This is a genomic window from Roseburia sp. AF12-17LB (assembly GCF_003479605.1).
Classification (GTDB): Bacteria; Bacillota; Clostridia; order Lachnospirales; family Lachnospiraceae; genus Roseburia_C; species Roseburia_C amylophila.
This window is the reverse complement of record NZ_QUHR01000003.1, coordinates 267949-289549: the sequence shown is the minus strand read 5'-3', so window position 1 is coordinate 289549 and position 21601 is coordinate 267949. Positions and strand designations below refer to the sequence as shown.

Genomic DNA, 21601 nt, shown 5'->3' with positions numbered 1-21601 from the left:
CAGATTGTGGCTGGGATTGCTAAGCAATCATTACTATAGGAAGAAAAAGGTGTATGCACACATTTCAGGGCGGGAAACCGCAGCTGCATGGGTCTTTGGAATTCCTTACTATTAACAAAGAAATCTATATGGAGGTGTAAACACACATGGCTCGTATTGCAGGTGTAGATTTACCAAGAGAAAAACGTGTTGAGATTGGTTTGACTTATATCTATGGAATCGGCAGAGTTAGTGCTGACCGTATCCTTGCTGAGGCAAACGTTAATCCTGATACCCGTTGCAGAGACTTAACTGACGACGAGGTAAAAAGAATTAGTGCAGTAATCGATGAGACTCAGGTTGTAGAAGGTGACTTAAGACGTCAGACAGCTCTTGATATCAAGAGATTACAGGAAATCGGATGCTATCGTGGAATCCGTCATAGAAAAGGACTTCCGGTTCGTGGTCAGAAAACAAAGACCAATGCAAGAACAAGAAAAGGTCCTAAGAGAACTGTTGCAAACAAGAAAAAATAATTCTTGGCAACTTTATAATTTTAAATTTAAGAAAGTAGGTTAGTTTAGATATGGCTAAAGTTACAAAAAAAGTGACAAAAAAGCGTGTAAGAAAAAACGTTGAACATGGACAGGCACATATTCAGGCATCCTTCAATAACACCATCGTTACATTAACAGATGCTGAAGGTAATGCATTATCATGGGCAAGTGCCGGTGGTCTTGGATTTAGAGGTTCAAAGAAATCTACTCCATATGCTGCACAGATGGCAGCAGAAACTGCTACAAAAGCAGCTCTTATACATGGATTAAAAACAGTTGATGTTATGGTTAAAGGACCAGGATCAGGAAGAGAAGCAGCAATCCGTGCCCTTCAGGCAGCCGGACTTGAAGTTCTTTCTATTCGTGACGTAACTCCAGTTCCTCATAATGGATGTCGTCCACCAAAACGTCGTAGAGTATAATTAGGAGGGATATCTAAAATGGCAGTAAATAAAGTTCCTGTTCTGAAAAGATGCAGATCTCTTGGTTTAGAGCCAAGTTATTTGGGATATGATAAAAAATCTAACAGAGAATTAAAGAGAGCGAACAAGAAGGTATCTGAGTATGGCCTTCAGCTTCGCGAAAAACAGAAAGCAAAATTCATTTACGGAGTATTAGAGAAACCATTCCGTAACTATTATGATAAAGCAGACCAGATGAAAGGTATGACAGGTACAAACCTGATGACTATCTTAGAGAGCCGTCTTGATAATGTTATCTTCCGTCTTGGATTTGCAAGAACCAGAAGAGAAGCAAGACAGATCGTTGACCACAAATTCGTTACAGTTAACGGAAAGTTAGTTAACATTCCTTCTTACCTGGTAAAAGCTGGCGATGTAATCGAAATCAAAGAGAGCCGTAAAAATTCCCAGAGAATGAAAGATGTCGTAGAAGTAGCTGGCGGCAGATTAGTTCCGGAATGGCTTGATGTTGATGCAGAGAAAATGCAGGGAACCGTAAAAGAGTTACCTTCCAGAGAAATGATTGATGTACCAGTAGACGAGATGCTTATCGTCGAGTTGTATTCTAAATAATCATAAACTAGCGGGCTGAAAGAAGAAACAAATTACCCGAAAGAAGGAGGGGCTTTGTAGTGTTCGATTTTCAAAAACCAACAATTGAAATTGCTGAAATTTCTGAAGACAAAAGATATGGAAGATTCGTATGCGAACCTTTGGAAAGAGGATATGGTACAACACTTGGTAATTCTTTAAGAAGAATCATGTTGTCATCCCTGCCAGGTGCAGCAGTAAGTCAGGTTAAAATCGATGGTGTACTTCATGAGTTCAGTTCTATTCCTGGCGTAAAGGAAGATGTTACTGAAATCATTATGAACATCAAAGAGCTTGCAATCCGTAATAACAGCGCTGATGATGAGCCTAAGGTAGCTTACATTGAGTTCAGTGGTGAAGGCGTTGTTACAGCAGCAGATATTCAGGTAGATCAGGATATTCAGATTATGAATCCGGATTTAGTAATTGCACACTTAAACGGCGGTGCTGATTCCAAATTATACATGGAATTAACCATTACCAAAGGTAGAGGTTATGTCAGCGCAGATAAGAACAAAGATGCAGATTTACCAATTGGTGTAATCGCAGTAGATTCTATCTATACACCGGTAGAGCGTGTGAACTTATCCATTCAGAATACCCGTGTGGGTCAGATTACCGATTACGATAAACTGACACTTGACGTATATACCAATGGAACACTTGCTCCAGATGAAGCAGTCAGCTTAGCTGCAAAGGTATTAAGCGAGCACTTAAGTCTTTTCATTGACCTTTCCGAGAATGCTAAGACAGCAGAAGTCATGATTGAGAAAGAAGACAATGCGAAGGAAAAAGTTCTTGAGATGAACATTGACGAACTGGAGTTATCCGTACGTTCTTACAACTGCTTGAAGAGAGCAGGTATCAATACTGTTGAAGAACTTACAAACCGTACACCGGAAGATATGATGAAAGTTCGTAACCTTGGACGTAAGTCTTTGGAAGAAGTATTAGCAAAATTAAAAGAATTAGGCCTTCAGCTCAATCAGGGCGACGAGGTTTAAGATAACTCAGTGCAGCAGCACCAGTAAGTCCGACGAGCGTGGTGATGTTGGTTCATGAGTGGCACAAAACAAGCATTCGGTAAGTAAGTCCGATGAGCATGGCCGGATGTACCACAAATGGAGGAATAAAAATGGCAAAGTATAGAAAATTAGGAAGAACATCTTCCCAGAGAAAAGCATTACTGAGAAATCAGGTAACAGCATTATTAAACAATGGTAAAATTGTTACCACAGAAGCAAAAGCAAAAGAAATCCGTAAAATTGCAGAAGGCCTTATTGCAATGGCAGTTCGTGAGAAAGATAACTTCGAAGAAGTTACTGTAAAAGCTAAAGTTGCAAGAAAAGACAAAGACGGCAAGAGAGTAAAAGAAGTTGTAGATGGTAAGAAAGTTACTGTATATGACGAAGTTGAAAAAACAATCAAGAAGGATAATCCTTCCCGTCTTCATGCAAGAAGAGAGATGTTAAAAGTTCTTTATCCTGTAACTGAAGTTCCTACAGAAGCAGCAGGAAAGAAGAAAAATACAAAGAAAGTTGATTTAGTTGCAAAATTATTCGACGAAATCGCACCTAAGTATGCAGACCGTAACGGTGGTTACACAAGAATCGTAAAGATTGGTCAGCGTAAAGGTGACGGAGCTTTAGAAGTTCTTATCGAGTTAGTATAATTAACATCGTTTTATATGAATCAAAAAAGAGTCAGGACATTCGTGTCCTGGCTTTTTTTTGCTTGTTTCCAGGAAATGAGACATTTGTCAACTTGATGGAAAGAGACAATTGTATATAATGAAATTAAGACAAAAGAATGGAGCAGGGAACAGACAATGAGACAATTTATGAAACCAGAAAGAATTCGAATCATAGCAGTGCTGGCTATTTTCAATTATATATTTTTAGGCTCGGAGTATCTGTTTGACAATATGATACGCTATGCAACAGATTCCGCAGGAGTAGTAAGGGCACAGAACTATGTGCTGGGAATCAGCGTAATAGGATTCCTGTTATTCCCATGCATTAACCGTTATTTTAACCAGAAGATGCGGGAGATAGGTTTATATTTATTGCCGATAGCAGGAATCATCTGCATTTTCGTAATTCAGGAGCATTTGTCCTATCGAAGTATGCTTTTATCCGGATTCCTGCTTTATATTTTATATGGCATGATTGGAAGTGCTGTACATTATTATGCTGTGGTAAGCCTTTCGACAGAAAAAGGACTTGCACAAACCGTTGGATTTGGATATGCATTTGGATTACTGCTTCAGTTTATCAGCAATAATCTGATACATAACAGCACTGTAGAGTCTGTTGCACTTTCCGTTTTTCTGGCGGCAATGGTATTGCTGGTTCGCAGACTGAGTCTGGAATGCAGCCGGGGGGTAGTAGGAGCAGAGGATTCAGGGTCAGATTCAGATACTGATATCCGGAAGAATAACAGGCGAAGCCTCCGGCATCCGATGCTTGCGGCATTGCTTTTGATTTCGATAGTGGTTCTGATGACATGCATTTTTTCCAGTCTGGACAATGCAGTAACTTTAGTACATGCAGGTGGAAGTGTAGATATTGGTCAGTGGCCGAGATTATTGCTTGCGGTAAGCGGACTGTTGGCAGGAGTACTTTTTGATATAAAAGAGCATAGATTTATGCAGATTATGATGTACTGTGTGACACTGCTTTCAACAATGTGTGTAGTGATAATAGTCTGGGGCGGACCATTTATGGCAGGTCTTATTGTGTTCTATTTGTCCGCAGGCTTCTTTGTGGTATATTTTACCACCAGTTTTATGGACCTTTCCTATTATATGAAAGTACCGGAGTTATGGGCTGGACTTGGAAGGGCAACAAATAATATCTGTGTCGGGATTACAGGAACTATTTCCCTGATGCTGATAGAGACCGGGGATGGAATGCGCATCAGCATCATAGCATTGATTTTATTTGCAGTTATCAGTATGCTGGTATATTTGTATATGGTACAGTTTCGTATGGATATACAGGAAGAAAATATGGCGAAAATGTTGGAAAAAGAACGTGAAAAATTTTTGGAGGATAAATTTCAGGCGTTTGTGAAGAATTATGCACTTACAAACAGGGAGCAGGATGTGTTAAGGTTATTGCTTTCTTCTGATGAAAGTGCGCAGGTAATAGCAGAGCAGCTATATATTTCAAGAGCAGCATTGTACCGTTATATGGCCTCTTTAAATGAAAAGACAGAGACGAAGTCGAGAATTGGGCTTCTTCAGTTTTATTATAGCTGGAAACAGCCATAAATTGTGGAAAATCCCTAACATGAGACAAATGTAAACTTATCAAAACAGGTGGGAAAAGCGTATATTCATATAGTAAAAGGACAGAAAAGGAAGGAGGAAAAACGTGAGAAAAAAATCCATTAGAGGATTGCTTTGTCTGCTTATGCTGGTGGTACTGGGAGGCAGCGGAGCCTGCAATGTGTGCGGTGGAAGTGGCAGTTTATAGAAGAAAGTAAAGGAGAAAAAAATGAAGATGCGAAAGAAAATTTCCTGGTTGTTAAGCTTTTTTATGGTATTTTCATTATTTATGGGAAGTGCCGGCATGATTGTAAAAGCTGATGGACAGAAAGCAGTGGTCAGAATTGCAAGACAGGACAGCACAGCGACCGGAACCGTGTATTATAAATGGGATACGGCGGCTGAATGGACAGAAGTAAACCAGACTGCATATAATGATACACCAATAGAAATAAACAGACCGGATGACAGTCTTGATCATACGGTACATTTTAAAGTAGTATGTGGAACGGATACAATAATCAATCACTGTCAGGTGAATAAAAATGGTGCACAGGATGCAAGCCTTGACAAGAATATACTTACATCAGAGGGAGGACAGGCATTTTCTGTAAGTGCCTCAGAGCAGGTGGAACTGATTCTGGAATTTCGTACTGCAGCATCCGGAGGCGGTGGTTCCACAACGGGTCCGGCATCCGGAGAAACAATTGCAGTTACAGCAACTGCAGTGGGAGGAGCAATTGGAGACTTACAGATAGATGGCATGAGGATTGGTTCCGGAATGGGAACGAATATATCGGGCAGCTTTGCTGGAGATAAGACGCAGCAGCACAGAGTGGCAATTGCAGCAGATTTTGGTTATGCATTTGCATCCATTATGGTAAATGGAACAGCAATTCCATTAGGTGGAACGACAGACAATCTGGAATTTGAAGTGGCTCCGGCAGATTCCTATCAGATTGAAGTAGCACTGACTACGAACAGCAGCCGTAGTTATAATATTATATGGGCACCATCCCTTACAGTAGCAGAACAGCATGGATTTGGAAATGACTGCGTTATTGAACATGGAAGCGTGGAAATAATCAGTGCACAGTTAGGGGATGGAACTGTGGTAAATGCAGCAGAACTGGCAGGTGGAAATATAGCAGATGCATCCACAAGACTGGATGGAGACTTTGGCTATGCCGAATTTAAAGCAGGCACCAAAGTAACCATTAAGTTTACACCGGATTATGGTTATCAGTTATTAAGCGCATCTTTAAATGGTGGAAAGCTGACAGCAGTAGATTCACAGGTAGGTACCTTTGTATTGGATATGCCTGCAACAGATTTACATCTGAGTGCATTATTTACAAAGTCAGAGGATAAAGTAAATACGGCAAGTACAAAAGTAGACGGTGCAACCCTTGGAAATGCAGAAAACATTATTGGTTCCGGAAATCTTCAGTTAAATATTGCAGATATCAGTGGAACAGAACTGAATCAGATACAGGGTGGCATGCAGGCACAGGCAGGAAATGGAGAGATTCAAAGCTATCTTTCCATGGATTTATTCCAGGTCGTAAACAAAGGAAATTCCAACGATGCATGGGAAACGCAGTTGACCGATTTAAATGCGAAATTAAATGTAACCCTTCAGGTAAAAGATGAGATGAAGAACCAGCAGGGAACTTATTATGTGATTCGAGAGCATGATGGTGCCTATGAAAAACTTCCTGCAACGTATGATGCAGCAAGTGGAACCATAACCTTTGCAACTGATAAATTTTCGGCATATGCACTGGTATTTGAAGCCGGAACTTCATCAGGTACAACAACGCCGGGAAGCGGAACAACAGGAAATGGTGCGGCAGGAAGCAGCACAGCAGGAAACGGCAACGGCACAACAGGAAGCGGTACTGCAGGAAATAGTACAACAGGAAATACCACCGCAGGAAACACATCACAGACCGCAACCGTGAAAACAGGAGACATGACTCCGGTTGGCATCTGGTTTTTACTGGCACTGTGCAGTGGCATAGGAGCTATTTATTTTGGATGCAGAAAACGGATAAAAAATTAATAGAATATATTGGCAGACCACTCCGATATTGTTATAATGAAGAAGGTTCATGAAAATGTTATGCAAATCAGCAGGAGGGTTTAGAAATGAGATTTAATATTGAAGGCGAACCGATGCCGGTTGTAGTCTGTGAATTAGAGTCAGGCGAAATGATGATTACCGAAAAGGGAGCAATGTCCTGGATGTCTCCGAATATGCAGATGAATACTGTTGGCGGCGGAATTGGAAAAATGTTTGGAAGAATGGTTAGTGGAGAGAGTATGTTTGTAAATACATACACTGCAATGAATGGTCAGGGAACCATTGCATTTGCATCCAGTTTCCCAGGATGTATCCGGGCATTTGAGATTCAGCCAGGGGCAGATATTGTATGTCAGAAGACAGCGTTTTTGGCATCTACTTCAGGAGTAGAATTGTCCGTATTTTTTCAGAAGAGAGCAGGAGCAGGTTTCTTTGGCGGAGAAGGATTTATTATGCAGAGACTTTCAGGACAGGGAATGGCATTTGTTGAATTTGATGGCTATATCAAAGAGTATATGCTTCAGCCTGGCCAGTCAATTATCGTAGACACAGGATATCTTGCAGCAATGGATTCTTCCTGTTCTATCGACATACAGACCGTACCTGGCCTTAAGAATATCATGTTTGGTGGAGAGGGAGTATTCAATACCGTAGTAACCGGACCGGGCCGTGTATTCTTACAGTCCATGCCAATCTCACAGATGGCAGGATGTCTGCGCCCATATCTTCCGAGCGGAAAATAAATCTCCGAGGGAAAAATGAAGCACCAACTGGAAAGTAAATCATAGAAGTATGCAGAGAAAAACAGCAGCCTATGAACAGGATAAAGTTCATGAGCTGCTGTTTTCAATTTGCATGAGTAGCGTGAAACTCACAAAGGGTGTTTTTCGTAGTTGCCAAGCGATTATTATTTGTAAGAAGCTGCCGGTGGCGGGCTCTGTAGGTTATAAACTGGCGTTATAACTCTTCCCGCTGGGCTGCCGGCAGGGTGAAGATAAATTCGGTGCCGACTCCTTCGGTACTGATGACGTTGATATTTTCATCATGTGCCTGAATAATTTCTTTTACGATAGAGAGTCCAAGACCGGAACCCTTCTTGTCCTTTCCACGGGACAGGTCGGTTTTGTAGAAACGCTCAAAAATTTTGTTCTGGCTGTCTTTTGGAATTCCGATGCCGGTATCCTTGACAGAAACAAATACTTTTTCGCTTTTCTTGGTGGTCTCAATGGTGATTTCAGAATCATGGTGGCTGAACTTGATGGCATTGTCAATCAGATTATAAACCACCTGCTGAATCTTGCTCATATCCGCTTTTACATAAAGTGTTTTACCGGCAAGAATCAGGTGGAAGGAAATCCGTTTGGCTTTGCAGGTTCCCTCAAAGGTAAGACAGGTCATTTTAATTAACTGGTTAATGTCAAATTCGCTGACGTCTAACATTGTGCCGTGGCTGCCGTATTTATTTAACTCTAAGAGGCTCTGGGTGAGCTTGGACAAACGGTCTGTCTCGAAAACAATGATATTTAAATATTTTTCCTGCATCTCCGGTGGGATCGTTCCGTCTAACATGGCTTCCACATAACCTTTGATGGAAGTAAGCGGAGAACGGAAATCATGGGAGACATTGGAAATAAATTTACGCTGGTCATCCTCCAGGGTATTCAGCTCGTTTGCCATATAATTTAGAGAAGCGGCAAGATAGCCGATTTCATCATTTTTATGTACCGGAATTTTATAACTGAAATTGCCCTCGGCAAAAGCATCAGCACCCTTAATCATTTTGCGGATTGGGATGTAGATCTCGAAGCCAATGATAATCAGTAACAGGGTTGCACAGATAAAAATCAGAAGCAGAGTCAGGTACATAATATTCAGTAAATGTGCATGATGGTGCGTGATTACGGAAAGCGGCTGGTGAATCAGCACATATCCCCGCACCTTGTAATTAATTGTAATCGGCGAAAATACCGTAAGATGCGTATCGTCATAATAATTATAAAAAGAACCGGTGGTGTAATATTTGCTGCCAAAATCTGCCACATTAAATCCGTCAATGTGTATCAGGTGGTCCATGTCCACAGATGCATTGGAGTTAATCAGAATATCACCATCTGTATTCATGACCCATATTTCTGAAGAAAGATAAGTGCTAAGGGTGGCAAGACTGTCATGCAAGTCATCTACCGTAATATCTTCATTGAAATAGTTTGAAGCATAGGTAGATGCAATCATATTGGCTTCCTTGTAAAGCCGGTCAACTTCGGTATCTTCAATATATTCATAAGTATAGTGGGAGCTGAAGGTGGATACGAGAATAAAGCCGAGAATGCCAAAAATCACATATCCAATCAGCAGCTTCAGATAAAGTCGTTTCTTCATTCTTTAACCTCGAATTTGTATCCGATGCCCCAGACCGTAGAAATGCTCCAGGCGGTATGATCGTTAATTTTCTCACGAAGTCTTTTTACATGAACGTCAACGGTTCTGGTATCGCCTACGTATTCATAGCCCCAGATATGGTCTAAAAGCTGTTCTCTGGTAAATACCTGATTCGGTGAGGATGCAAGAAAATAAAGAAGCTCTAACTCCTTTGGCGGCATATCAATTGTTTTGCCGTAATATTCTACGGAATAGTTGGAAAGATTGACCACCAGATCCGGATAAGTAACACATTTTAAATCCGGCTGTACAGGCTCCTGCTTCACCGGCTGGTAACGGCGGAGCACTGCCTTGACTCTGGCAACCAGTTCTTTGGAATCGAAGGGCTTCATGATATAGTCGTCTGCACCCAGCTCCAGTCCGAGAACCTTGTCAAAGATTTCACCTTTGGCAGATAACATGATAATCGGAACATTTGCTTTTGCCCGGATTTCACGGCATACCTGATAACCATCAATGCCCGGAAGCATCAAATCAAGAAGAATCAGATTTGGTGCATAGGTTTCAAATTCTTTCAAAGCAGATTCCCCATCATGAACCATCTTTGTATCAAAGCATTCCTTCGTGAGATACAGGGAAATCAGTTCTGCGATATTAACATCATCATCTACAATTAAAATTTTCTGTTTTGCAGCCATAGGAAACTTCCTTTCTGTTTTACGTAGTTCATATACTTGATTTATTTAAATTCTGCAATGGTAACACCGGCATCACCTTCACCAAATTCTCCTAAGTGGAAGGATTTGATATAGGACTGCCGCTTCAGATGACTCTGTACGGCACTGCGCAGGGCACCGGTTCCTTTTCCGTGGACAATGCGCACGGAAGGAAGATGGGCAAGATAGGCATCATCCAAGTATTTGTCCAAAAGAGCAATAGCTTCATCCACTGTTTTTCCAATCAGATTGATTTCCGTGGAAACAGAGGCAGATTTACTCATCTTAAGTTTTCCGGCACCGGTCTTGGCATATTTCTTGCTGCCCGGAGCAGCATCTTCAATCAGTACTAAATCCTTGATGTTTACCTGCGAGCGGAGAATTCCCATCTGTACAAAGAGGTCACCCTTTGCATTCGGCAGGGAGTGTACCGTTCCGGTTAAATTCATGCTTAAAACTTTTACACTGTCACCGATACGAAGCTTCTTTGGAACCTTTGGATTGTAGATGGCAGTGTCTTTTTTCTTTGAACTCTTTTTCTCATTGGCAGCCATTTTCTCGCGGATATTGGTACGCTGTTTTTCCATTTCCTGAATGGAAGGTCTGGTGGTTCCATATTTATTGAAATTACGGATTGCCTCATCTGCAGTATCTTTGGCTTCCTGCAGAATCTGGTTTGCTTCTTCTTTTGCTTTACGAAGAATGGCATCCCGGCTTTCATCTAATTTTTCCTGCTTGTTCTTTAACTGCTGTTTTAATGTAGCAATTTCTGATTTGTAACGGTTGATTTCTGCCTGTTCTTTCTCTATGGTGATGCGGCTTGCTTCCAGGTCAGAAAGTAAATCTTCAAAATTCTGTTCATTACTGCTGATACGGGTTCTGGCATCCTCAATTAAAGTATCGGAAAGACCGAGTTTTTTGGAAATTGCAAAGGCATTACTTTTTCCCGGAATACCGATGAGAAGACGGTAAGTCGGACTTAAGGTCTCTACATCAAATTCGCAGCAGGCATTTTCAATGCCACTGGTAGTTAAGGCATAAATCTTAATCTCACTGTAGTGGGTGGTCGCCATGGTACGGATGCCTCGACTGTGAAAATAAGATAAGATAGAAACCGCCAGGGCAGCGCCCTCCGTAGGGTCAGTTCCGGCACATAACTCATCAAAGAGAACCAGGGAATGTTCATTGGCTTCTTTTAAAATGTGGATAATGTTGGTCATATGGGAAGAAAATGTGCTTAAGTTCTGCTCAATACTCTGTTCATCTCCAATATCTGCAAAAATATCGTCAAAAACAGCAAGCTCACTGCGGTCTCCGGAAGGAATCGGAAGTCCCGCCTGTCCCATCAGAGTGAGAAGTCCCACAGTTTTTAAGGAAACGGTTTTACCACCGGTATTCGGTCCGGTAATGACAAGCTGGTCAAAATCGCTGCCTAAGGAAATGTCGATAGGAACTACTTTTTTTGCGTCCAGCAGAGGGTGTCTGCCCTTTAAAATACGAATTTTCCGTTCCGTATTAAAATGCGGTGTAATTCCATTGTATTCCAAGGCATAAGCGGCTTTTGCAAATATAAAATCAAGCTCTGTTAAAATCTGATAATCGGTTTCAATGGCAGGAATATATTCCCCTGCTTTTGCCGATAAAGTGGCAAGAATAACGGCAATTTCGTCCTGCTCTTTGATGGATAATTCTTTTAATTCGTTGTTCAGATTTACCACAGCCATTGGCTCAATGAAAAGAGTAGAACCGCTGGAGGACTGGTCATGCACCATACCGGTAATCTGGGATTTGGCTTCAGCTTTTACCGGAAGACAGTAGCGGCCGTTACGCATGGTAATGACAAAATCCTGCAGGCAGCTTCTGACATTCTGGTTATTTAACATCTGGTTTAACTGCGCATGGACGCGGTCACCGGTTGAGCGGATGGAACGGCGGATGGATTTTAAATTACTGCTGGCATCATCACTGATTTCATCCGCAGAAATGATGCAGCGGCAGATTTCATCACAAAGCGGACTAAGAGGCTCCAAACCATCAAAGAGTTCATTCAGGGAATCAGATGGAATATCTTCCCGTTCCTTTCTGCCATAGGCTTTGACCCGGCGGGCAGTCTCTAATAATTTACAGAGGCCGAGAAGCTCTTCGATATTCATGGTTCCGCCGATTTCCACACGCCGGATGGCGGAAGAAAGCGGTTTGATACCGGAGCAGTCAAGCCGTCCCTTTTTCAGGCTGCGGTTCATGGCATCCTTAGTCTGCTGCTGTGCATTGGTAATCTCTGAGAGGCTGGTGGAAGGAAGCAGGGAAAGACAGCGTTCCTTGGTATCCGCACCGAAAGCATACTCTGCGAGCCGCTCTACAATTTTATTATATTCTAATGTTCTTAAAACCTTTTGATTCATAAATATTCTCCGTAAAATGTACTAAAAATCACTGCTTCTATTATACCCCAAACCGATTGTGGTGAAAAGGGCGGTTGAAAATAAGTTTCCGGATAAATGACGAAATTGGCACGTTTTTTACATTCCGGCATCTTTTTTAAAAAATGTTGCAACATAGGCAGATAGAAAGTATAATTAAAATTGGTTGTATTTACAGTAGAAAAGAGGATTCCCTATGTCAGAAAATGAAAAAGAGGAATTTGCATTTATCAAAGAGAAAATCAAGAACAAGCCGTTAAATAAGAGACGTATTATTTTAAAAACGGCATTTACGGTTGTGCTTGCGGTTGTCTTTGGACTTGTATCCTGTTTTGTATTTACATGGATGCGCCCGGTGATGGAAGAGTGGCTGAATAAGCCGGAGGATACCAGGGTGAGCATCCCGAAAGATGAAGAGGTACAGCCGGATACGGAAGAAGAGACAAATTCCACGGAGACAGGTGTAGACGAGCCGGATGCAGAAGAAGGCTTAAAAGAGCTTACACCGGAGGAATATCAGAAATTACAGAGTAAGCTTTATGCGATTGGAAGCGAAGCAAATAAGTCCATTGTTACGGTGACAGGTGTGACCAGTAATGTGGACTGGTTTAACACGCCTTATGAGAGACAGGGACAGGCAAGTGGGGTCATTATTGCGGATACCGGTCAGGAGCTTCTGATTATGACAGAGCGCAAGGTCATAAGCGGAGCAAAATCCATTCATGTGACCTTCCTTGATAACAGCACCGTAGAAGCGGAGCTTAAAAACTATGACGGAAATACCGGAATTGCGATTTTAAATGTAAAACGTTCCGACATCGAAGAAAGCACTCTGGGCAGAATTAAAGTGGCAGTACTTGGAAATTCACTTCAGACCACACAGGGCAGCGTTGTGCTGGCACTGGGCAGTCCGCTGGGAACGAATTTCTCCATATTGACAGGAAATATTACATCGACTTCTAACAGCATTTCCACCTTTGATGCAAACTACAATGTACTGACAACAGATATTGTGGGCAGTAGTCAGGGAAGTGGTGTACTGGTCAATCTCTCTGGTGAAGTGGTTGGAATTGTTATGCAGGATTACAGCAGCGGCGATGAGAATACGCTGACCGCAATTTCCGTTTCCCAGTTGAAAGACATTATCGAGAAGCTTTCCAATGGACAGGATATTCCGTATCTTGGACTGAAACTGACTTCTGTAACATCTGACATTGAAAAGGAATATGACATACCAAAGGGCGTATATATTAAATCAGTGGGAATTGATTCCCCGGCGATGGCGGCAGGCTTGCAAAGCGGTGATGTCATCGTAAAGATTGCCGGAGAAAATGTAGAGACAGCGCAGGCATATAAGAATGTGTTATCCGGGCAGACTCCGGGAGATGTTGTAAAGATTACCATAAAACGCCAGGGGGCAGCAGGCTATGTAGAAATCGAATGTTCTGCAACCGTTGGTGTACTAAAATAGAAAGAGGAAAATTATGCATTATATTGAAACATTACGCGAAGGCGAAAGAGTAAATGAAATCTATCTTTGTAAAAATAAGCAGTCAGCGCTGACGAAGGCAGGTAAGCCTTATGAAGCATTGATTTTACAGGATAAAACAGGCACACTGGATGCAAAAATCTGGGAGCCGGGCTCTGTGGGAATTGATGATTTTGACCGCTTTGATTACATCAATGTAGTGGGAGATATCACAAGTTTTCAGGGTGCATTACAGTTAAATGTAAAGAGGGTCCGGAAAGCAACCGAGGGAGAGTATGAACCAAAGGAATATCTTCCGGTCAGTGAATATAATGTAGATGAAATGTATGAGCAGTTACTTGGATATATTAAGCAGATGGAGAATCCATATCTTAAGAAACTGGCAGGCAGTTTCTTTATCGAGGATGCAGATTTTGCAAAACGTTTTAAATTCCATTCTGCAGCAAAAAGCGTACATCACGGTTTTGTGGGCGGACTTTTAGAGCATACTTTAAGCGTAACGAAGCTTTCTGCTTATTTTGCTGACAACTATAAGATTCTCAATAAAGATTTACTGGTTTGTGCCGCCATGTTTCACGATATCGGAAAGTTAGAAGAGCTTTCTACTTTCCCGGAAAATGATTACACCGATGAGGGACAGCTTTTAGGACATATCATGATTGGAGCCATGGAAATTGCAGAGCGCATCAAGACCATCGATGGTTTCCCGGTGAAACTGGCACATGAGATGGAACACTGTATTCTGGCACATCATGGAGAGTTAGAGTATGGTTCTCCGAAGAAGCCGGCATTACCGGAAGCTGTAGCATTAAGCTATGCAGATAATATTGATGCAAAAATGGAGACCATGCGTGAGCTTTTGGCAAACGTACCGGAAGGAGATACTCAGTGGCAGGGATTCAACCGTCTGTTTGAATCGAACATCCGCAGATCGAGTATATAAGAAATATGAAAAAAGATGACATTGTTACACTGACCATTGACGATATCGGAACTAACGGCGAAGGTATCGGAAGAACGGAAGGCATCACACTTTTTATCAAGGATGCTCTGCCGGGAGACATGGTTCGTGCCAAAATCATGAAGATGAAAAAAACTTATGGCTATGCCCGCCTGATGGAAATTCTTAAGGAATCCACCATGCGGACAACCCCGCCATGCCCGGAGCATAAGCGGTGTGGTGGCTGCCAGATCCAGGCACTTTCTTATGGGAGCCAGCTTAAGTTTAAGGAAAATAAAGTACGCAACAACTTAAAGCATATCGGAGGATTTGAAAATCCAAAGGTCTTACCAACACTTGGCATGCAGGAGCCTTATCGCTACCGGAACAAAGCACAGTTTCCGGTGGGTTATGATAAAGAAGGCAATCTGGTGGCAGGCTTTTTTGCGTCCAGAACCCATAACATTATTCCGGTGCAGGACTGCCTTTTGGGAAAAGAAGGCAACGGAAGAATCCTGTCCCTTATTTTAGACACAATGAAATCCTATGGCGTCAGTGCCTATGATGAGAAAACCGGAAAAGGCTGCGTCCGCCACATCTTAATCCGTTACGGCGAGAAAACCGGAGAGTGGATGGTCTGCTTTGTCATCAACGGAAAGAAACTGCCGCATGCAGAAAGTTTTATTGAAGTATTAAAAGATTTACCGGGAATGACAAGTATTACTGTAAATATCAATGAATCCCGGGGCAACGTGATTTTAGGAGAAGAAACATATACCCTCTATGGAAAGGGTTACATTACAGATTATATCGGAACGATTTCTTTTCAGATTTCTCCGCAGTCTTTCTATCAGGTAAATCCGGCGCAGACAGAGGTGCTTTATAACAAAGCTTTGGAATATGCCAATCTCACCGGCGAAGAGACGGTCTGGGATTTATATTGCGGTATCGGAACCATTTCCTTATTTCTCGCACAGAAAGCGAAGAAGGTTTACGGTGTGGAAATTGTACCGCAGGCAATCGCAGATGCCAAAGAGAATGCCCTTCGAAATCACATTTCCAATGCAGAATTTTTCGTTGGGAAAGCAGAGGAAGTCTATCCGGCATACTGTGCCGCCCATGGCGAGGAAGCCCGTGCAGAAGTTATCGTAGTGGACCCGCCACGCAAAGGCTGCGAGGAATCCCTCCTTGCCATGATGTGTGAGATGGCACCACAGCGTATCGTCTATGTAAGCTGTGATTCCGCAACCCTGGCACGGGATTTGAAATATCTTTGCAGCCATGGATATGACCTTGTGGAGGTGCAGCCGGTAGACCAGTTCGGCCATACGGTGCATGTTGAGACGGTTGTCAAATTATCCCTCAAAAAAGATACACCTAAGATTGAGGTTACAATGGAGCCTGAGGAAGAGAGTAATTATACCCCACAAGAAAAAGCTACATATCCGAAGATTAAGGAATATGTGAAAAACAAGTATGGTGTGAATGTGCATACTTCTTATATTACACAGGTAAAGCGGATGTGTGGTTTGGACATGGGTGAGAATTATAATAAGTCTAAGAAGGAGAAGCCAGAAGTGAAGCAGTGTCCGCAGGAGAAGGTGGAGTATATTAAGGATGCATTGAGGCATTTTGGAGTAATATAGACTTAGTAAACAATGTTTATGTAAAGGAAAAACAATGAATAATATAAATTATGGAAAATCTATTTTGCTAAAAAATGAATTTTATACCAAGTACCAAAAAACTATTGAAGATTTTGAAAAATATAGAAAAACAGTATTGCCATTATGTGCAGCTGAGAATGTTATTTCAGAATTTTCTAAAATGCCATTGTCATATGGCTTGCAGGAAAGATATATATTAGGTGGTTTTTTGGATTACGATGAAGATAATAACATGGTTGGCAGTAAGAAATTATTGCCATTTTACGAAATAGTAAGTGAACAATGTAGCAAATTATTTGGTGCATATTATACAGATTGCCGTTCATTATCAGGCATGAATGCATTACAGAACATTTTATTATCATTGGTAAAGCAGAATGATAATATCCTGATTTTGTCACCAGAAAGTGGAGGTCATGCAGCATTGCCTAATATATTAGACAGGTTAAATATAAATTATATTGAGGCACCATTTGACTACGATATCAGTGATTATGATTATGATGGTGTTAATAGCATTTTAGAAGAACACGATATTAATTTTGTACTATTTGCTCCTACAGATATAATATTTCTTCCAATTTTTAATAAATTACACTTGCCATCAAACACTGTTTTAATATTCGATGCATCACAGGTATTGGCATATTATATTAATAATATAAGAGAAAACCCTTTGTATATGAATAATAAAGTTATATTAATGGGTGGAACTCATAAAACTATACCAGGTGTGGCGAAAGCACTCATAATGACAAATGATGAAGAATTAGCATATAAAATTGATGAGACAATTAATCCATTATATTTGAGAAATACTCATATGCAAAATGTTGCCAGTCTTATTTTGACATTGATTGAGATGGAGTATTTTTCGGAAAAATATTGCACTAACATGACAAAAAATAGTAATTACCTTGGAAAAAAATTAGATGAATTGGGATTGCAAGTTATCAATCGACAAGGAATATATTCACAAACACATCAATTATTTCTTCATATGTCAAGGTCAGAAAGAGATTCATTTTTTTGTAGAGCAAACCAGTTAGGGGTTTCATTGAATAAAAAAGATAAAAGATTGTTTAAAGGAAGTGGAATTAGGCTTGGACTACAAGAAGTAACAAGATATGGTTGGGGAGTTGAAGAAATGGATATTATTGCAGAAATACTATTTCTGTTATACAAAAACCAAATGAAAGACGTAACGACTTTGTTAGAAAAATTGAATATAAACAGAGAAATTCAATATACTTTTAAGGAGATTTAGAGACTAATGAATGTAAGTGTAATTATGAATGCGATAGGATGGATAGTTACTGTTTTAGGGGGACCAAGTGCAGTATATTTTATATATACTAAGATAAAATATAGAAAGAATATTTCTTGGAAGAAAATTATGAAGGAAGGGATAGAGGATTTAGCTCAAAAAGTAGAAAAAATAAACCCTGACTATATTATTACTTTCTCTGGTAGAGGCTCAATAGTATGTAGCTTAGTAGTTACAGAGTTGGATAATAAATATCCTGTATATATGTGCCTATTAAAAAGAAGATATAATAAGAATTTTCTTAATCCGCAAAATTGGACGAGTTTTGATACATCAAAATGGACAATTTTTGTGCCTGACGAAGTATTAAATTTTAAAGATAAAAAGATTTTAATTATTGATGATTTAACTAATTCAGGAGAGACGATAGAAAAATTGACACAACATTTGATAAAACATGGTATTAATAATCAGAATTTGTTTAGCATGGCATTAATTGCGAATGTAGATATTTTATCAAGATTACATATACCACAAGAATACTGGAAAAAGGTAGAAATATCAGAATACAATGTTCCTTGGGGAAAAACTGAAATAAAGTAAAAGGTATAACCAAAACTTTTAAGTATTTACACTGTTTCGCTTATGACGATAAATCAAAGGCTGAAATATGCATTCTTTTTTGTATTCATTTTTTAAGGAGGGGGTGCCGAAAAGTGTACATTTAGGAACTGAATAATAAGGGCATAGAATCAGTGCCAAAAAGTAGAGACTTGAATTATGTTATTGACTGCATGAAGAACACCACAACCAAGATTGCAAATATTAAGGCGTATATGGTAACAACGCTTTACAATGCACCAAACACAATCAATCATTACTATCAACAGGAGGTACAGCACGATATGTACGGGGGAGGATGGCATGAAAAGGGTATTGTTTAAAGTAATTGTTACAACGATGTTTATTGCAGTATGGATGTGGACTTGTTATCTGATATGCAATAAAACAGAAGGTTTTGACTGGTTTTTATATTGGATTTTGGCAGGATGTCCGTTTGGCATCCGCAGAATGTGTCTTAGGCTCATACCAAAGAATTTCGGTATCAGTGGAAGCATTGGTGTTTTGGCTTTGAACTGTATTGCAGGTGGTTTGATTGGCGGTATTGTGTTGATTTTCAAAATAATCAGTATCGTAGTAGAGGTTATCCGTATTGTATCAGGAAACTTTTGGACAAAAAGTCCAAAAGAAGAAATATAGAACTTCTGGACATTTTGTCCAAAGATGGGGCAGTCAGGGCATGACTGCTCTTTTATTGTCAGAAAAGAAGGAGCAAAAAGAAATGGAGTCAATGAGAGATGTGAATAGAGTAATGGAACGTGAAATAAAAAAGGGAAGCACACCATTACAGTTTGAACAGTTAAATTTTGGAGATTACAGTTACAATGAAATTTCTTCACAGGAGAAGTTGGTGCAGGTGCTTTCCTACTTGTTATGAATTGGGGAATATAAATCATTTGCCGGAAAAACCATTGGTAACAATGTTTATATGGATATAAAATGGAAAAAGGTAGTTTTCAAGAGAACCAGACTTGCTTATGAGAGAAATGATATTTTTGCAACGATTAAGCGATTGGCAAAGAAATACAAACTTGATTTTGCTGGAAAAGTGTATCTGGAGACGGTAAGGTGTTATTTTACAATATCTGAAGAAGAGCTAAAGAAATGCCGATACAATTATAAAGGGAAAGACACCTATGCGTTTGTGCTGTCAGATAAGTATATCATGGCTTTATATACACACTGTCTGTTGGCAAGAAAAGCGGTAGCCTTTGAAAATATAGAATTAAATGGTCTTTCAGAAGTAGAGCTTTCTATGGTAAAATTAGAGAATGTCAGAGAAGTGTTATTTCAGGCATTGTTACTGGATGACGTTAAATTTGATGACGGAAAGATGTATGCGGAGCTTTGTACAGTTCTCTTGATATAGCATAAACTGACAAATGAAAGCTAATTAGAAAATTAAAGATTATAGAAAGGTGTTGAATAGTTTGGAATTAGTATTCTTTTATATAAATCAAGCATCTTCAAAATTTATTGAGAAGACGGGGTTTAATTTTTCTGCAAATTATAATTTTTATGTAGAATATATTGATGGAAAATATGTATTAAAGCAGAATGTATGTAAGAATTTGTTACCAACAGATTTTTTTGATAGACAAAAATGTGTTACAAATATTACGGCTATAGTTGGAGAAAATGGCGCAGGAAAAACTACATTATTAAATATGCTGTCGGACTATTATGGGAGTGTAAAGGATAAAGAACATGATTCCGTTTATGATAATTATTTCATGGAGAAATATGAGAAAGATAAGAAACTTGCTATATATAGAGAGGATGCAGAATTGGTATGCTATCATAACTTAGATAATTTTGTAAATGAAACAGAAGTAAAAGAAGTTTGTTTACAGCAAGGTTCTCCAGAGTTAGCAGAAATTATTAGAGATAATAAGGCATTCGAAAATATAAGCAAGATATGTATTTCAAATAGTATGTATTCGTTGGAAGATGGGGTTTCTACACACGAAAGTATTAGTAAAATTTCGCTTAATGTTAATTCTTTGAAAACGTTAAAAAGTATTTTTTACAAGAAGAAATGTAGAAAAGAGACCTTTTGCGTAGGCGGATATTATGAAATACAGGATATTGTATGCTATGTGAAAAAAGCAAATGAGTTTCAGCAAATCTTGGATATGTTGTATCTTCAGTATGTTAATGAAAACAATATCGAAAGTATGTTTGCGAAAAATATTGTTGGAACATTGGAAATTAAATTTCAGACGGTTATAAAATTATTAGAAGACAGGTATAAAGGTTTTACAGAGGAAAAAAGAAATGATCTACCACTTATAAAATATTTTAATGAAATGGTTAATAAAAGATTAGCAGGGTTTGATTTTGAGCTGATGAAAACAGATATATTTGTTGTTATTTATATTAATCTGCTATATGAATTGTTAGTATATCGCAGAATAACAGAATGTGATGGCGAGCAATCAATTAACAACAAAGAAGAACTTGTAAAGTATATAACAAATGCAATAAATGAGCTATTAAGGCAAAATGATAGATATGCTGGTATTTTTCAGGAGAATTTACAAGAAATTCAAGAATATGAAAGAGTGATAGCAAATTGTAGAATGTATCATTGTTCGCTTCCGTTATCGGATTTGGCATATGTATCATATAAGGAGGTTGAGCATGGAAGTGAAGCGTATAATCAATTCCTTGAATTGATAAAGAAATCTGTATATGAGAGGAAATATTCATATGTACTTAAGTATATTGACATAGGTGGGTTGCGGCTTGCATCAGGAGAGAGGGCGTTGTTGAATTTTTTTTCTTGGATACACATGGTTCCATACTTTAATTACATAAGTAATGATGTTGTGGAAAGTTTGCGTGAAAATGTACTATTGCTTATAGATGAAATAGATCTATATTGTCATCCGCTGTGGCAGCAAAAATTATTAAATTATCTAATTGAGGAAATAAAGGCAGAATACTCAGATAAGAAGGTGCAAATAATTTTTACAACACATAGTCCAATTGTTTTGTCAGATATGCCTCGAAGTAATGTTATATTTTTGAAGAGAGAAAAGGATAAGTGTCATATTGATAATGAAGATAATCACGAAGAAACATTTGGAGCTAATATATATAAACTTTTTAATGATGCATTTTTTTAGGTAAAAAGGGACAGATTGGAGAATTC

The 21601-nt window shown here is 39.5% G+C and carries 20 protein-coding genes and 1 pseudogene; 18 read left to right on the top strand and 3 right to left on the bottom strand.

From position 1 onward, the window contains the following. Nucleotides 1-146 precede the first annotated feature (146 nt). From rpsM to DWV68_RS05830, 8 genes are all read left to right on the top strand, one after another. Complete coding sequence (rpsM, locus tag DWV68_RS05865; protein ID WP_022242766.1) at nt 147-515, top strand: 30S ribosomal protein S13; 369 nt, start codon at nt 147-149, stop codon at nt 513-515. 50 nt (nt 516-565) lie between these two features. Continuing rightward, nucleotides 566-958, top strand: a complete 393-nt coding sequence (rpsK, locus tag DWV68_RS05860) for a 30S ribosomal protein S11 (protein ID WP_022242765.1) — start codon at nt 566-568, stop codon at nt 956-958. Between the two features lie 18 nt (nt 959-976). Then, entirely contained in the window at nt 977-1570 is a 594-nt protein-coding gene (gene rpsD / locus DWV68_RS05855) for a 30S ribosomal protein S4 (protein ID WP_022242764.1), read from the top strand. A 59-nt stretch (nt 1571-1629) separates the two neighbouring features. Beyond that, a complete protein-coding gene (locus DWV68_RS05850) occupies nt 1630-2592 on the top strand; it encodes a DNA-directed RNA polymerase subunit alpha (RefSeq protein ID WP_022242763.1) in 963 nt (320 codons plus the stop codon). A 131-nt stretch (nt 2593-2723) separates the two neighbouring features. Further along, nucleotides 2724-3260 (top strand): bL17 family ribosomal protein, encoded by a 537-nt coding sequence (locus DWV68_RS05845; protein ID WP_022242762.1) that lies wholly within the window; start codon nt 2724-2726, stop codon nt 3258-3260. 168 nt (nt 3261-3428) lie between these two features. After that, nucleotides 3429-4862 (top strand): helix-turn-helix transcriptional regulator, encoded by a 1434-nt coding sequence (locus tag DWV68_RS05840; RefSeq protein ID WP_158567209.1) that lies wholly within the window; start codon nt 3429-3431, stop codon nt 4860-4862. A gap of 226 nt (nt 4863-5088) precedes the next feature. Then, nucleotides 5089-6924, top strand: a complete 1836-nt coding sequence (locus DWV68_RS05835; RefSeq protein WP_118665275.1) for a hypothetical protein — start codon at nt 5089-5091, stop codon at nt 6922-6924. 86 nt (nt 6925-7010) lie between these two features. Continuing rightward, on the top strand, nt 7011-7688 hold the full coding sequence (locus DWV68_RS05830; RefSeq protein ID WP_118665273.1) for a TIGR00266 family protein: 678 nt from the start codon (nt 7011-7013) through the stop codon (nt 7686-7688). Nucleotides 7689-7902: 214 nt separating this feature from the next. Here the strand turns inward: DWV68_RS05830 and DWV68_RS05825 are convergent, their stop codons facing one another. The 3 genes from DWV68_RS05825 to DWV68_RS05815 are packed head-to-tail and all read right to left on the bottom strand — an operon-like array spanning nt 7903 to nt 12442. Next, nucleotides 7903-9324 (bottom strand): HAMP domain-containing sensor histidine kinase, encoded by a 1422-nt coding sequence (locus tag DWV68_RS05825; RefSeq protein WP_118665271.1) that lies wholly within the window; start codon nt 9322-9324, stop codon nt 7903-7905. Then, on the bottom strand, nt 9321-10022 hold the full coding sequence (locus DWV68_RS05820; protein ID WP_117698358.1) for a response regulator transcription factor: 702 nt from the start codon (nt 10020-10022) through the stop codon (nt 9321-9323). Before DWV68_RS05820 ends, DWV68_RS05825 begins: the two co-directional genes overlap by 4 nt. Before the next feature lie 41 nt (nt 10023-10063). Further along, nucleotides 10064-12442: an endonuclease MutS2 gene (locus tag DWV68_RS05815; protein WP_118056983.1), complete on the bottom strand. Its 2379-nt coding sequence runs from the start codon at nt 12440-12442 to the stop codon at nt 10064-10066. 214 nt (nt 12443-12656) lie between these two features. Here DWV68_RS05815 and DWV68_RS05810 point away from each other — a divergent pair, with 214 nt between their 5' ends. The 10 genes and pseudogenes from DWV68_RS05810 to DWV68_RS05770 all read left to right on the top strand — a co-directional run bounded on the left by DWV68_RS05810 (nt 12657) and on the right by DWV68_RS05770 (nt 21575). Continuing rightward, nucleotides 12657-13931 carry a S1C family serine protease gene (locus DWV68_RS05810; protein ID WP_118665269.1) on the top strand — a complete coding sequence of 425 codons (1275 nt, stop codon included), beginning with the start codon at nt 12657-12659 and terminating at the stop codon, nt 13929-13931. A gap of 13 nt (nt 13932-13944) precedes the next feature. Continuing rightward, the gene (locus DWV68_RS05805) at nt 13945-14892 is read left to right on the top strand and encodes a 3'-5' exoribonuclease YhaM family protein (RefSeq protein WP_022242746.1); all 948 of its coding nucleotides are present in this window, start codon (nt 13945-13947) and stop codon (nt 14890-14892) included. A gap of 5 nt (nt 14893-14897) precedes the next feature. Further along, entirely contained in the window at nt 14898-16535 is a 1638-nt protein-coding gene (rlmD, locus tag DWV68_RS05800; protein WP_118665267.1) for a 23S rRNA (uracil(1939)-C(5))-methyltransferase RlmD, read from the top strand. Between the two features lie 34 nt (nt 16536-16569). Continuing rightward, complete coding sequence (locus tag DWV68_RS05795; protein WP_118665265.1) at nt 16570-17823, top strand: hypothetical protein; 1254 nt, start codon at nt 16570-16572, stop codon at nt 17821-17823. A gap of 6 nt (nt 17824-17829) precedes the next feature. After that, on the top strand, nt 17830-18426 hold the full coding sequence (locus tag DWV68_RS05790; protein WP_015534236.1) for a phosphoribosyltransferase family protein: 597 nt from the start codon (nt 17830-17832) through the stop codon (nt 18424-18426). A 161-nt stretch (nt 18427-18587) separates the two neighbouring features. Continuing rightward, a pseudogene (locus DWV68_RS05785) lies at nt 18588-18767 on the top strand (DUF6017 domain-containing protein); the annotation flags it as partial. Next, nucleotides 18748-19083 (top strand): DUF6050 family protein, encoded by a 336-nt coding sequence (locus tag DWV68_RS05780; protein ID WP_118665261.1) that lies wholly within the window; start codon nt 18748-18750, stop codon nt 19081-19083. The pseudogene DWV68_RS05785 and the gene DWV68_RS05780, both read left to right, overlap by 20 nt. An 82-nt stretch (nt 19084-19165) precedes the next feature. After that, nucleotides 19166-19321: a hypothetical protein gene (locus DWV68_RS14975; RefSeq protein ID WP_330419934.1), complete on the top strand. Its 156-nt coding sequence runs from the start codon at nt 19166-19168 to the stop codon at nt 19319-19321. Nucleotides 19322-19372: 51 nt separating this feature from the next. Continuing rightward, a complete protein-coding gene (locus tag DWV68_RS05775) occupies nt 19373-19813 on the top strand; it encodes a hypothetical protein (RefSeq protein ID WP_330419933.1) in 441 nt (146 codons plus the stop codon). 61 nt (nt 19814-19874) lie between these two features. Further along, the gene (locus DWV68_RS05770; RefSeq protein ID WP_147404530.1) at nt 19875-21575 is read left to right on the top strand and encodes an AAA family ATPase; all 1701 of its coding nucleotides are present in this window, start codon (nt 19875-19877) and stop codon (nt 21573-21575) included. Nucleotides 21576-21601 lie beyond the last annotated feature (26 nt).

What these genes read in the sequence shown, in the direction of transcription:
- DWV68_RS05830 (WP_118665273.1), top strand. Translation starts at nt 7,011, where the DNA reads ATGAGATTTAATATTGAAGGCGAACCGATGCCGGTTGTAGTCTGTGAA.
- DWV68_RS05840 (WP_158567209.1), top strand. Translation starts at nt 3,429, where the DNA reads ATGAAACCAGAAAGAATTCGAATCATAGCAGTGCTGGCTATTTTCAAT.
- DWV68_RS05815 (WP_118056983.1), bottom strand. Translation starts at nt 12,442, where the DNA reads ATGAATCAAAAGGTTTTAAGAACATTAGAATATAATAAAATTGTAGAG.
- DWV68_RS05790 (WP_015534236.1), top strand. Translation starts at nt 17,830, where the DNA reads ATGAATGTAAGTGTAATTATGAATGCGATAGGATGGATAGTTACTGTT.
- DWV68_RS14975 (WP_330419934.1), top strand. Translation starts at nt 19,166, where the DNA reads ATGGAGTCAATGAGAGATGTGAATAGAGTAATGGAACGTGAAATAAAA.
- DWV68_RS05780 (WP_118665261.1), top strand. Translation starts at nt 18,748, where the DNA reads ATGAAAAGGGTATTGTTTAAAGTAATTGTTACAACGATGTTTATTGCA.
- DWV68_RS05845 (WP_022242762.1), top strand. Translation starts at nt 2,724, where the DNA reads ATGGCAAAGTATAGAAAATTAGGAAGAACATCTTCCCAGAGAAAAGCA.
- rlmD (WP_118665267.1), top strand. Translation starts at nt 14,898, where the DNA reads ATGAAAAAAGATGACATTGTTACACTGACCATTGACGATATCGGAACT.
- DWV68_RS05775 (WP_330419933.1), top strand. Translation starts at nt 19,373, where the DNA reads ATGGATATAAAATGGAAAAAGGTAGTTTTCAAGAGAACCAGACTTGCT.
- rpsD (WP_022242764.1), top strand. Translation starts at nt 977, where the DNA reads ATGGCAGTAAATAAAGTTCCTGTTCTGAAAAGATGCAGATCTCTTGGT.
- rpsK (WP_022242765.1), top strand. Translation starts at nt 566, where the DNA reads ATGGCTAAAGTTACAAAAAAAGTGACAAAAAAGCGTGTAAGAAAAAAC.
- DWV68_RS05835 (WP_118665275.1), top strand. Translation starts at nt 5,089, where the DNA reads ATGAAGATGCGAAAGAAAATTTCCTGGTTGTTAAGCTTTTTTATGGTA.
- DWV68_RS05795 (WP_118665265.1), top strand. Translation starts at nt 16,570, where the DNA reads ATGAATAATATAAATTATGGAAAATCTATTTTGCTAAAAAATGAATTT.
- DWV68_RS05825 (WP_118665271.1), bottom strand. Translation starts at nt 9,324, where the DNA reads ATGAAGAAACGACTTTATCTGAAGCTGCTGATTGGATATGTGATTTTT.
- DWV68_RS05810 (WP_118665269.1), top strand. Translation starts at nt 12,657, where the DNA reads ATGTCAGAAAATGAAAAAGAGGAATTTGCATTTATCAAAGAGAAAATC.
- DWV68_RS05820 (WP_117698358.1), bottom strand. Translation starts at nt 10,022, where the DNA reads ATGGCTGCAAAACAGAAAATTTTAATTGTAGATGATGATGTTAATATC.
- DWV68_RS05805 (WP_022242746.1), top strand. Translation starts at nt 13,945, where the DNA reads ATGCATTATATTGAAACATTACGCGAAGGCGAAAGAGTAAATGAAATC.
- rpsM (WP_022242766.1), top strand. Translation starts at nt 147, where the DNA reads ATGGCTCGTATTGCAGGTGTAGATTTACCAAGAGAAAAACGTGTTGAG.